The organism is Microbulbifer maximicatervae (SeqCode), assembly GCF_052467955.1.
In genome coordinates, this window is the sequence record NZ_CP174329.1 from 519,235 (window position 1) to 532,158 (window position 12,924).

Here is a 12,924-nt window from a genome sequence, read left to right on the forward strand (position 1 = left end):
CGGCGCCTGAATTGTGCGGGGTTGGAGAAATATAATGAAAGACTCCATTCGCATAAGTTTCGAATTTTTCCCTCCTAAAACGCCAGAGGGTCGCGAGAAGCTATACAAAACTCGCGAAGCGCTCCAGGCATTTAATCCTGAATTCTTTTCTGTTACCTATGGCGCCGGTGGTACCACGAGAGAGACAACGTCGAGTATTGTGACCAATATGCGGCGAGATGGTATTTCAATTGCCCCTCATTTATCGTTTGGTGGTGATAATGAAGAGACAATACTGGGTTTGTTAAATGAATATAAAGAGGCGGGGATTAATCGAATAGTTGCACTGCGTGGTGATATGCCGTCGGGCATGGGTGCAGTGGCGCAACTGGTTTATGCGAATGAATTAGTCGCCTTTATTCGTCGACATACCGGTGATCAATTTCATCTTGAAGTAGCTGCCTATCCAGAGATCCACCCGGAGTCGAACAGCTATGATGACGATATTCGCTATTTAAAAGGTAAATTTGAGGCAGGTGCTAATAGCGCACTGACTCAATATTTTTATAACCCGGATTCCTATTTTTACTTTATTGATCAGTGTGAAAAGGCGGGTATCGATGCGCCCATTTATCCAGGCATTATGCCGATAGCTAATTTTGCCAACCTTGTGCGTTTCTCTCGCAATTGTGGTGCGGAAATCCCAAGATGGTTGGTTAAGCGCATGGAAAGTTATCGTGACCCAGAGGATGTTAGGAAGCTTGGGTTAGAGGTTGTAACCGACCTCTGTGAGACCTTATTAGAGGGTGGCGCACCGGGCTTACATTTTTATACGATGAATCAGGTTGAAACTTCTACACATATTTTGAACGCCCTTGGTTTAGTGCCCAGATAGATTTGACTTGAAATAGGAAGATTTTTTGCCGTAGGGAGGGGCTAAAACTTATAGATATATTTTCAGGGCATTATTAATGCGTAAGTATAACCCTCCCACGGAGCCTTACCTTTCCGTGGTTTATGAAGATTCTTACCTACTGGTAATGGACAAGCCAAGCGGGCTCCTCAGTGTACCTGGCCGGGATCCTGCCAATAGGGATAGTTTGGCAAGCAGGGTTCAGGAGCGTTACCCGGAAGCACTTACAGTACACCGCTTGGATATGGATACTTCGGGGTTAATTGTAATGGCGCGCAATGCTGAAGTGCATAAATCTCTTAGCGCACTGTTCCAAACTCGCCGGGTTGATAAAACTTATTATGCTCGAGTATGGGGTGTACCAAAAAGTGTTAGCGGCGAAGTGGATTTACCCCTCATTTGTGACTGGCCAAATAGACCAAGGCAAAAAGTAGACTTTAAGGAGGGAAAACCGTCGCTGACTCGCTGGAAAAAAGTTTCAAGTTCAGGTAACAGCAGTTTAATTCAGGTAAAGCCAGTTACTGGTCGTTCACACCAAATCCGGGTGCACATGAAGGCTATAGGGCATCCTATACTGGGAGATCGGTTTTATGCTCATTCAGAGGCATTATTATCGGCGCCGAGATTACTTTTACATGCTAGTAATCTTGATTTTTTCCACCCCATTATCGGCAAGTTAATTAGCTTTAAGAGTGAGTTAGGTGAGGTTTTTGAGAGAAACCTAAAAAAAACTGATTTGAATAGTGGAGAAAGATCTAGGTTAGCTAAATCGTGATCGGGAACCTTTCGACTTTGCTTGGCGACTGATTTAAGTATTATCGAGAGAGGCCCTAAGTGAATTACTTAGGACCCCTAAATCCTCTAGGTTTTATTGTATTGAATAATTAAACCCGACATAGAAGCTGCGACCTAAGGTGTCATACATGCCTGAGCCTTCACCAGTTCCAGAGAGGCCCGAGGGTGGCTCTTTATCAGTGAGATTATTCACACCACCATATACTTCAAGATCTGAGAAGGTGTAGCGGGCCTGAATATCGTGATACCGCATACTTGGGGTCTTGTATGGACCTTGAAGGTCGGTACGATCATCCGTTTGAATCAGTAGCATATCGGCGATATAGCGACTGCGCCAATTTACCTGGAGCTCACCATAGTTGTAGGTGAGGTTCGTGATGTAAGATTGACGAGGGTCGCCTAATTCACCATCTACTTTATCGGCGGTGCTTGGGTCTTCCTGGAATGGGTAATCATCCCGATCCAATAACTTCGTGCCCACCAGGCTAAAGTCTACGGAGCCCCAGTTTGCATCGGCAGAGAAAGGTGCGGCTAAGTCAAAGCTATAATCAAGCTGATAGTCAATTCCTCGAGCGGTTAAGCTGGCGATATTCAGCCCGGTAGAAGTGATAGAAATAATTTCGCCGGTCTCTGGATCGCGAGGGGCCAGTGAGCAGTACACATTGTTGATGCTAGCGCTATCGACACAGCGGTCCACAATGTCTTGACCGGAAATGTAGGAAATAGCATCAGTAATCTCCATATCCCAGTAGTCGAAGGTCAGGGATAGGCCGGGAATAAAGCGCGGGGTTAACACCACTCCATAGGTGTAAGTATCTGCGGTTTCCTCGGTCAGTTCCGTGTTACCACCCGAATAGCCTGGGAGGCGTGCGGAATCTGTCGCTGAGTGATAATCGGCTGCAAGCCCTAGGTCCGCGCAGCGCGCGGCCCTTTGGGTTGGGTCGCTCGCATTATCGATCTTGTCGTAGCTACAGGGATCTTCGACAGGGAAGAAGTTCTGGCCCAGTGGAGAATACAGTTCTTCGATACCAGGGGCTCTTACAGACTCAGAGATTGTCGCACGGAGGCGCACATCTTCCGTGATTGTCCAGTCAAGTGATGACCCCCAGGTGGTAGTGGTCCCAACAGTGCTGTAGTCGGAGAAACGCGCCGAGCCATTCAGCACCAGGCTTTCTACTAGTGGTACATCCGATATCAGAGGGGCAGAAAACTCGCCATAGACCTCGGTGACATCATAATCGCCAGAGGTAGCAGAGAGGGCATTCATGAAAGTCTCGCCATCCTTGATTACTTGGTCGTAATCTACTTTCGAGGTCTCCTCTCGATATTCTGCACCGAAAGCCGTGGAAAATGCGCCGGCCGGTAATTCAAACAGATCTCCGGTGATATTGGCGGAGTAGATAGTTTGCGTCATTTCCTCTGTTGAGCCGGTATCTTGCAGCATAAAGTAATCGATTGCTTCTTGGCTGTTTAATCCGGAGCCGAAGAGATTGATCGGTATACAGCCGTTGGCCTGGGCCTCCTCACTGCGGCAAACCACTTCACCAGTTGCGGGATCTACGACAGCATCAACGGCGTCAAAATAGCGCTCATTATGGCGGTTGTTGGAGTAGTCGACCTCTGCATCGTAACGGCCATAAATTGCGGATAATTCATAGTGCCAGTCTCCGGCGAAGTCCCCCTCAAGGCCCAGCACATAGCGCTGTACTTCCCGTTCAGCAACGTCACCGCGCAAGCCTAAATCGACATTGTGGCGGTTGTACCAGAAGCTGTCCATACCGGCCTCATCCAGAAGGCCTTTAAGCTCAGTTGGAATAAAGGCGTTATCAGCGGAGATAACTAAATCGCCAAGGTAATCGAAGGAAGCTGTACTAAATGTGATGGCTTTACTGAAGCTGTATTTCGCTTCAGCAAAAACACGCATACTCTCATTGATATCAAAATGCGCTTTTGAGAAGAAGTTTTGCGACTCAAGCTCTGGGTACATTTGCGTACTGTTTGTGAAATTAGAGCCATCTCCTCCAATAGAAGTTGATTCTCCTAGAGGCGCTTCCCCCGGGTTAAAGGCAACAAATTGCCCGTCCTCAGTAAAGGTATAAGGCCCTGATTCCATGCCCATAATAGGTATATAGCTGTCAGGAAATTGCCAAACAGTTGTAATTGGATGGGCTCCCCAAATTACTCCGGTATCGCTCAGAAAATTGTTGGTGGTGTTATAGACAAGAACTGAGTCCGGGATACCGTCATTGGGCTCTGCATTAGGGTCATCCTGCCAGCCGGGAGATCGCGCCACCCAGGGTCTGTCTTTGCCGAAAACTTCAGCGGTCTCTGAGTGTTGGAAGCTTAGGGCCACATTACCGCGCCCATCGGCAAAGTTGCTACCCCAGGTTACGCTATATTCACTCGCCTCACCGCCGTCCAGTTCTGGCTGCATATGATGTACACTGACTTTAAGGCCTTCAAAGTCATCACGGGTAATAAAGTTAACAACCCCTGTTACAGCATCGGCACCGTAAACAGCTGATTGGCCTCCAGTAACTGTATCGACTCTTGCTAAAAGATCTTCGGGGATTGTATTAATATCGACTGCAGAGGTTCCGATACTGGAACCGACGTGGCGGCGGCCATCTTGTAATACTAGGGTACGTGAAGTGCCCATTCCACGTAAATCCAGCAAGCTTAGGCCTGAGGTGCCGATATAGCGGCCAGCATTACTATTGCTGAAAGTAGAACGCAGTGCGGGGAGTTCGTTCAGAAAATCCCCAAGGCTGATAGCTCCACTATTTTTGATATCTTCAATCGATACGGAAGTAATGGGGCTAGCAGTTTCGAGGTTCATCTTCTTGATACGAGAACCCGTAACTACAACCTCTTCTAGGGCCTCAGATTCACTAATATCAGTATCGATTTTATTTTCTTGTGCGAAAGCGGGTGCCCCACCGACGGCAAAAATAATTGCCGCACTCAGAAAGTTCAGTTTGAACTTCTGTTCCATAAATTCCTCCAAGGATCCAGTGTGTAATTGTAATTTTGTATTCCTGCATGTTTTTATTGCATCAATATGATTGCAGGATATAGGTGATAATAACGCTATCCTCTGTGAGTCTCGAGATCCTCAAGAAAAATGGAGTGTCTATCATGTTTTTTTGATATTTGTTGGTTATTTATTGCCGAGAATTTGTTTTTAGTGTGTTGTTTTTGTGGATAATTCGGTTTTTTGGGGATGTTTAGTTCTGGGTAGATTGCAAAGTAAGTTGCTTTTTTAGTGTTGTGGCCAATATTTATGTAGATGCGCTAATCTAGCATGATTAAAAATCATGTTTTAACGAGTGTTTTATTTAAAACAATATGCCGAAAGTGAATTTTATGACACTTGTGACTTTCTGAGGGGGGTAAGATCAAATTGACTTTAACAATATTTGCGTTACCCCTTTGTTGGCTGTTTAGTTACTCCTAAATCATAAGCTGCTGACTGTAGGTTGGAAGCTATACTGTACTCATGAGTATATGCACGATCCATTTGCTCTGCTTACCCGCAGATCGGGAGCAAGTGCTAAAGTTGGATTAAATCTGTGGTGTTTCTGACCCCCTAATATTTAATAGATCTCAGTATTTTATACTTCTTCAAGGTCCATTTAATCGCGTTTTTTTGAGTTAAGTGTTGAAACTTAATCGGCTCTTTCGATGATTTTGGGATGAAAATGTTTCTAGTGCTTATCTCACTTAAATTTTCTTGAAATATTATTCTGAGCAGCCAAGAAGCTCTCTTTTGGAGTTCACCTCTACATTTGTATTATGACCGATCTCAATTTTTAAGGCTTTACTTTATTTGGATATTTTTTTCTGGGGATGGTGGGGTTGGCTTGTAACTTTTTTTCTGGAAAGAAAAGTATATCGAGTGTGCTGATTTGTACTTTATTTTTCCGTGTACCCTCTTTTAGGGTGAAATTATATTTCAATATATTTTAGGGGGCTATTTAGAAAAATATTTTCTTAAGCGTCATGATCTTTATTTGGGTGGTGCTAGAAGGCAATTTTTTATTTTTCGTATAGGTTATAGTGAGTTTAGCCTAGCCATAAGTCAGACAACTATAAATTGCCTATTTGCCAGCTATTATTTTATTGGTTTACTTTGTATTTAAGTGGCTAATTTTGATATAGCAAGTTAAGGGCGACAATGTCACCCTTAACTTGCTATATTTATTTTTTATTCTTCATTGCCGCCATCAAAATATCACCCATGCTGCCACGGCTATTACCTTGGCCCCCTTTCTGAGAGCGGTTGCCCTGCTGCTTGTTATAGCGTTGGGCTTGGCGGTTTTCGCGCTGGTCACCCTTTTTAATACCGCCACTACCCTGCTCTCCGGGCTCGTCAGATAAACGCATGGAAAGGCCGATACGTTTGCGGGCAACGTCCACTTCCATCACTTTAACTTTGACAATATCACCGGCTTTTACGACTTCGTGAGGGTCTTTAACGAACTTCTCTGAAAGTGCAGAGATATGTACCAGGCCATCCTGGTGAACACCGATATCCACAAAGGCACCAAAGTTGGTGACGTTGGTAACGGTCCCCTCGAGTACCATTGCCGGGCGCAGATCTTTAATTTCCTCTACGCCCTCTTCAAATTTGGCCGTGCGGAATTCCGGGCGCGGGTCGCGACCGGGTTTTTCCAGTTCGGCGATAATATCGGTAACGGTAGGTACACCGAATTTTTCGTCGGTATAGTCTGCTGGGTTCAGTCGGCGGAGGAAGCCGGAGTCGCCGATAAGGCTGTTAATTTCACGGCTATTTTTCTCGGCAATGCGTTTAACCACGATATAGGACTCGGGGTGCACACCGGATTTATCCAGCGGGTTTTCACCGTTATTAATACGCAGGAAGCCGGCGGCCTGTTCAAATGCCTTGGGTCCTAAACGCGGAACTTCCATCAGTTGCTTGCGATTTTTGAAAGCGCCGTTCTGGTCGCGGTAGCTGACAATATTGTTGGCAATAGATGCAGTCAGGCCGGAAACCCGAGCCAGCAGCGGTGCAGAGGCGGAGTTCAGCTCAGCGCCGACACCGTTTACACAGTCCTCAACCACGGCATCCAATGAGCGAGCCAGTTGAGTCTGGGAAACGTCGTGCTGGTACTGGCCTACACCAATGGACTTGGGTTCGATCTTCACTAGCTCTGCCAACGGGTCCTGCAGGCGGCGGGCGATGGAGATAGCTCCACGGATAGTAACGTCAAGATCCGGGAATTCCCGCGCAGCAAATTCAGAGGCGGAGTAAACGGAAGCACCGGCTTCGTTAACCACAACTTTTTGAGCCGTCAGCTTATATTGCTTAATGGTTTCCCCGACAAATTTGTCGGTCTCGCGGCTGGCGGTGCCGTTGCCAATGGCGATCAGGCCCACATTGTATTTATTACACAGGGCGGCAATAACCGCTGCAGACTCCTGGTGGCGATTCTGTGGTGGGTTGGGGAAGATGGCGGTGTGATCGAGTATTTTGCCGGTGGCATCGACCACGGCGACTTTGACCCCGGTGCGCAGGCCTGGGTCGAGGCCGATGGTGGCTTTTTGCCCAGCCGGAGCTGCCAGCAGCAGATCTTTCAGGTTGCGGGAGAATACCTTGATGGCTTCCTCTTCTGCCTTCTCGCGCAGTTCACCCATCAGGTCAGTTTCCAACGCGGTCAGCAGCTTGATTCGCCAGGTCCAGCGCACTACTTCGCCGAGCCATTTGTCCGCAGGGCGGCCTTCATCGGTGATATCCACATGGCGGGCAATCATGGCTTCGCAGGGATGGCTGGCGGTTGGGGAGCCCCCCTCTTCTTCAGCGAGGCCCACGCTGATGGCGAGCACGCCCTCGTTGCGGCCGCGGAATATAGCCAGGGCACGGTGGGAGGGCACCTTGGACCAGTCTTCGGCGTATTCAAAATAGTCGCGGAACTTGGCCCCTTCCTCTTCTTTGCCTTCGAGCAGTTTGGATTTCACCTGCCCATCGCGCTTGAGGAATTCACGCAGCTTGCCCAGCAGCTCGGCATCTTCGGCAAAACGTTCCATCAGGATAAATTTGGCTCCATCCAGAGCGGCTTTGATGTCTTTGACGTGAAGGGTGGCGTCTTCGTTGTCGGTGTTGAGGTATTGCTCTGCTTCAGCTGCGGGGTCGAGGGAGGGGTTGTTGATCAGTGCATCGGCCAGCGGTTCCAGACCAGCCTCGATGGCGATTTGCCCTTTGGTGCGGCGCTTGGGTTTGTAGGGGAGGTAGAGGTCTTCGAGGCGATTCTTGGTGTCGGCACTGTTAATTTGTTGTGACAACTCTGGAGTTAGCTTGCCCTGCTCATCGATGCTTTTCAGGATGGCAGCGCGGCGCTCTTCCAGTTCGCGCAGGTAGCGCAGTCGGTCTTCCAAGGTGCGCAGCTGGGTGTCGTCCAGGGCCCCTGTCACCTCTTTCCGGTAGCGCGCAATAAATGGGACTGTGGCTCCTTCATCGAGCAGGGATACTGCGGCGGTAACCTGTTGTGGTCTGACATTGAGTTCTTCGGCGATGCGAACGTTGATATCCAGCATTTGATGTTTACATCCGTTTTCCGGGAAATTTCGTACCGTTAAGGGCGATGTTGGACCAGTAAGTAGCCTTTCAGTTTCCGTGGTATTTGGCGGGTAAACGAGAGGGCCCTTACAGGAGTAATTTTGGGTCGGCATTATGCGTTACCCGAGCGCAGCGAGGAAGGTTTGCGGCAGGACACAAACTTGTGCGGCAGTCTGCATCCAAATTGCCTCTTATGTGCGTCGAACTCCAGTAGAATGCGTACTAACTAAAATTTGACCAATTCAGGTCAGGGAACGGGGTAGAGGGTACCTGTGAAAGTCTCGAGTAAAAACAAGCTGTTATTCATTGTATTGTTAGTCGGGGTGGCTGTTATTGCTGCGGTGGTTGTATTGAAACCGAAGCCGGAGGAAAAACCGCCAGAGGTGGTGGTACCGCCAATGGCCGATGTTCTCTATATAGAGCCCCGTCGCCAGACACTATTGGTACCCAGCCAGGGAACCGTTCATGCCCGCCATGAAATCGATGTGATCGCGCGAGTCGGTGGTGTGATCGAAAGCGTGGATGAGGCATTTGTTCCCGGTGGCTTCTTCAATAAAGATGCCCGTTTATTACAGCTTGAGCAAGCAGACTATCGCTACCAGGTCACTCGCGCAGAATCGCAACTGGCAAATGCCAAGTCCGCCCTGGCTCAGGAGCAGGGCCATGCCAAGCAAGCTAAGCGCGAGTGGCGTGACCTGGGATCTGAAGCGGCCAATGCCCTGTTCCTGCGCAAACCCCATCTCGAAGCTGCCCAGGCTGCAGTGGAAGCCGCGAGAGCTGACCGCGACCAGGCAAAACTGGATTTGGAGCGCACATCACTCAAAGCCCCCTTTGCAGGTCGTGTAGTTGAGACTTTTGTCGACCTGGGACAGTACATTACCCCCGGCACTCCTCTGGCAAAAATTCACAGCACCGGTATCGCTGAAGTCCGCCTCCCTCTGACCGACCAGCAACTGGCGTTGCTCGATCTTCCCCTGGGGAAAACTATTGAGAATGGCCCCGCTGTGCGTCTGAAAGCTGTTGTGGCTGGACGTGAGCACGAGTGGCGTGCGCAATTGGTGCGAACCGAAGCGAGTATCGATCCCAACAGCCGCTTTATTTTTGCTGTTGCCCAGGTGCAAAAGCCCTATGAAGGGGATGTTCCGCTGATGAATGGCCTGTTTGTTGAGGCGGATATTGCCGGCAGAACCTTTGATGATGTTGTGGAGTTGCCCCGTCAGGCGCTGCATGAAGGGGATCATTTGTTGGTGCTGAATGACGAGAGTCAGCTGATCTACAAAACTGTTGAGCTGTTACAAACCATAGGTGACAGAATCTGGCTCCGTGGGGATATCGCAATGGGTGACCGAGTGATTGTTTCAAGCTTGGGCTACTCCCGTGAGGGTATGGTCCTTACCGCTAACCCCCTCAATGAGCGGCCAGCGGGCCTGGGGAGTCTTCATGAGGATTCAGCAGATCCCTCTACAGTATCCGCTGCTGGTGATGCCGGTGGTGTTAGCAATGCTTCCCAGGGAGGCAAGTAATGAGCGGAATCATCCCGTGGTTTGCGCGCAATAGCAAAGCCGCAAACCTGCTGATGATTATGATAATCATCGGCGGAATCTCTGGCCTTATGAGTATCGACCGGGAGGTGTTTCCCTCGCTGCAGCTGGGGATTGTAGAGGTTAATATCTCTTACCCCGGCGCCGGTCCGGCAGAGGTGGAGCAGCAGGTAACCGTTCGGGTTGAGGAAGCTATCTCCGAAGTAAAGGGTATTAAGGAGGTAAATTCTGCTTCCCGACGGGGTAGTGCCTCTATTGAAATCCAGGCGATGGATGGCTACGACGAGCTGCGATTGCTCAACGATATTAAGGTTCAGGTGGATAGTATCAACACCTTTCCCGACGGTATTGAACGTCCCGTTATTCGCTTGATTGAAGCCAACGCCGAGTTAATGATGATCGCTATCGGTGGGCCAGTTTCTGAGCGTCAGCTCAAGGAAACCACCCTGGATTTGCGCGATAAGCTCAACCTGATTTCCGGTGTGCGCAGAGTTGATGTTTGGGGTGATCGACCAGACGAGTTATCCATTGAAGTTTCCGAGCTGGATTTACGTCGTTACAACCTGAGCTTTAACCAGGTTGCCGACGCGGTACGCCGCTCCTCCCTGGATTTGCCTGCCGGCATGGTGCGCTCGGACCGCGGTGATATTCAGGTGCAAACTCGTGGCCAGGCTTATACCGCCGAAGACTTCGAGCGTATCCCCGTAGTTAGCCGTGCCGATGGTTCTGTATTGTTACTGCGCGATGTAGCGACAGTGCGCGATGGCTTTGAGGAATATAACAACGTTATTCGCTTTAATGGCAATCCAGCCATGAACCTCCGCATTATTCAGGGCGAGCCCCTGGATGTGGTGAAAACCGCTGAGCGAATCAAAGCGTTCCTGGAGGAGACTCGCGAGCAATTGCCTCCGGGTATGGAATTGGATGTCTGGTTCGACTTCTCCAAGGCATTTGAAGGCCGCATGAATCTGCTGACTATTAATGCCCTGAGCGGTTTTGCCATGGTGTTTGTCATGCTGATGCTGTTCCTGCGCCCGGCACTGGCCATGTGGGTAACCGTGGGCATTGTTGTCGCTTTCCTGGGTGCTTTCTGGCTGTTGCCGGTGACCGGCGTCAGCCTAAATATGCTGTCACTGTTCGCCTTCCTGTTAATACTCGGGATTGTGGTGGACGATGCCATCATTGTGGGGGAGGCAGTGCATGCTGCCCACGATAGAGGCGAATCTGGCTTAGCTGCAGCTGAGCAAGGGGTGAAGCAGGTAGCTTCCCCGGTAATTTTCGCCGTGACCTCCACCATGGTGTTCTTTATCCCCATGCTGTTCCTACCCGGCGTTACCGCACAGATGATGCTGGCCTTGCCGGTGGTGGTACTGCTGTGTCTGGTCTTCTCCCTGGTGGAATCCCTGTTGATCCTGCCGGCTCACTTGGTGGGCATGAAGCCAGAGAAACCTGCCAAATCGACTTTGGGAATTAAATTACAAAACGTACGTAGAAGTTTTGCCGGTGCGATGAAGACGGCCGGAGATAAGTACTACCTACCTTTACTGGAAAAGTCCCTTAGCAATAGCCGCACCACAGTGATGAGCTTTATGTTGGCACTGGGTTTGTCGATCGCTGTTTTCCAGAGTGGTTATGTGGGCTCTTCATTCTCACCCCAGGTTCCCTCCGATTTATTGCGATTGCAAATTTCTATGGCCTCGGGTGAACCCTTCAGTGAAGCTGAACGGGTAATGGAGCAGGTACTCACCGCCGTTGATAAGTTGGAAACCGATGAGGGGATGCTGGAGCAGAACAAGGGTGAGTCTTTCTTGCAGAACTCTCTGGTTTTCAATTGGCGTGGCAATATTTATGTAACCTTGCAGCTTACCGATGGAGAGATGCGCGATGTCACCTCCGAGTCTTTAGCGTTGCGTTGGCGCGAATTGATTGGCGAGCTGCCGGCTAGCGTCGAGGACATGAATATTGATGCGAGCATCAACAATAGCAGTAATGGTATGAGCCTGAACCTGAGCACTGCCTCAGGGGATATGGGTGAACTGCGCGCTGCTGCTGATTTGGTTAAGGAAAAACTGGATAGTTATGTCGGTGTTTATGATGTGCGGGATAACCTGACCAGTGCCCGTCGCGATATTGAGATCCAGCTGAAACCCTATGCCACTACGATGGGTATTAACTTGGCAGACGTGGCCAGGCAGGTTCGTCAGGGTTTCTACGGTGAGGAGGTTCAACGTATCCCACGTGGTCGTGAAGATGTTCGCGTAATGGTTCGCTACCCCATGGAGGAGCGCGCCAGCGAAGAGCAGATGGACCGCATCCGTATTCGCACCAACGATGGGGAGGTACCCTTCTCAGCGGTGGCCGAGGCAGTTTACGTGCCGGGCTATACCACGATTCGCCGCAACGATCGCGAGCGCACCGTGCGGGTATTTGCCGAAATAACGCCGAATACTTCCAGTGCGCAGGATATCCTTAAGGATATGCGCGAGACCCTGGTACCAGAGCTGGAGCGCCAGTTCCCCGGTTTCTCCCTGAGAACCGCTGGGGAAATGCAGGAAGAGGAAGAGTTTAACGGTGCTATCCTGGCCTTCTTCGTATTGTCCCTGTTCGGCATTTATGCGCTGCTGGCGATTGCTTTCCGCTCCTACTCTCAGCCGTTGCTGATCCTTACTGCTGTGCCGTTTGGGTTCTTCGGTGCTTTAGTTGGCCACCTGTTGATGGGACACAACATCAGCATTATGTCGATGCTCGGCTTCCTCGCAGCGGCGGGTGTGGTTGTGAACGACAATCTGGTATTGATGGATCGTATTAATCAGCTGCGCGCTCAGGGTATGGCGGTGATGGATGCGGTAGTACACGCGGGCCGGGATCGTTTCCGCCCGATTATCCTGACCTCGATTACTACCTTTATCGGTCTGGTACCGATTATGTTCGAGCGTTCAATCCAGGCCCAGTTCCTGATCCCGATGGTGATCAGCCTGGCATTCGGCGTTCTGTTTGCAACGGCGGTGACTTTGATTTTGGTCCCCAACCTGTACAAAGTTATTGAGAAGTTACGCCCGAAGCACAAAGTTGCAGTAGAAGACGATACCCCGGTCTCATTGGAGACTGTGTAGCGCGGG

Annotated in this window: 6 protein-coding genes; 4 read left to right on the plus strand and 2 right to left on the minus strand. The window is 49.9% G+C overall.

The genetic code is table 11. The features are described from left to right. Positions 1-34 precede the first annotated feature (34 nt). Together metF and ACJJI5_RS02215 are read left to right on the plus strand one after the other, a co-directional pair. Positions 35-874: a methylenetetrahydrofolate reductase [NAD(P)H] gene (gene metF / locus ACJJI5_RS02210; protein WP_444895699.1), complete on the plus strand. Its 840-nt coding sequence runs from the start codon at positions 35-37 to the stop codon at positions 872-874. A 76-nt stretch (positions 875-950) separates the two neighbouring features. Next, entirely contained in the window at positions 951-1,667 is a 717-nt protein-coding gene (locus tag ACJJI5_RS02215) for an RluA family pseudouridine synthase (protein ID WP_444895700.1), read from the plus strand. A gap of 93 nt (positions 1,668-1,760) precedes the next feature. On the opposite strand, the gene ACJJI5_RS02220 is transcribed toward ACJJI5_RS02215, so the two are convergent. Both ACJJI5_RS02220 and ACJJI5_RS02225 read right to left on the minus strand, forming a co-directional pair. Next, positions 1,761-4,682, minus strand: a complete 2,922-nt coding sequence (locus ACJJI5_RS02220; RefSeq protein WP_444895701.1) for a TonB-dependent receptor plug domain-containing protein — start codon at positions 4,680-4,682, stop codon at positions 1,761-1,763. A 1,205-nt stretch (positions 4,683-5,887) separates the two neighbouring features. After that, positions 5,888-8,242, minus strand: a complete 2,355-nt coding sequence (locus ACJJI5_RS02225; protein ID WP_445356298.1) for a Tex family protein — start codon at positions 8,240-8,242, stop codon at positions 5,888-5,890. Between the two features lie 294 nt (positions 8,243-8,536). Here ACJJI5_RS02225 and ACJJI5_RS02230 point away from each other — a divergent pair, with 294 nt between their 5' ends. Continuing rightward, entirely contained in the window at positions 8,537-9,787 is a 1,251-nt protein-coding gene (locus ACJJI5_RS02230; protein WP_445355408.1) for an efflux RND transporter periplasmic adaptor subunit, read from the plus strand. Continuing rightward, complete coding sequence (locus ACJJI5_RS02235) at positions 9,787-12,918, plus strand: efflux RND transporter permease subunit (RefSeq protein ID WP_445355409.1); 3,132 nt, start codon at positions 9,787-9,789, stop codon at positions 12,916-12,918. Before ACJJI5_RS02230 ends, ACJJI5_RS02235 begins: the two co-directional genes overlap by 1 nt. Positions 12,919-12,924: the final 6 nt, after the last annotated feature.

Bases quoted from the DNA above. Each gene is read 5' to 3' on its own strand.
- ACJJI5_RS02220 (WP_444895701.1), bottom strand. From the start codon at position 4,682: ATGGAACAGAAGTTCAAACTGAACTTTCTGAGTGCGGCAATTATTTTT.
- ACJJI5_RS02235 (WP_445355409.1), top strand. From the start codon at position 9,787: ATGAGCGGAATCATCCCGTGGTTTGCGCGCAATAGCAAAGCCGCAAAC.
- ACJJI5_RS02225 (WP_445356298.1), bottom strand. From the start codon at position 8,242: ATGCTGGATATCAACGTTCGCATCGCCGAAGAACTCAATGTCAGACCA.
- metF (WP_444895699.1), top strand. From the start codon at position 35: ATGAAAGACTCCATTCGCATAAGTTTCGAATTTTTCCCTCCTAAAACG.
- ACJJI5_RS02215 (WP_444895700.1), top strand. From the start codon at position 951: ATGCGTAAGTATAACCCTCCCACGGAGCCTTACCTTTCCGTGGTTTAT.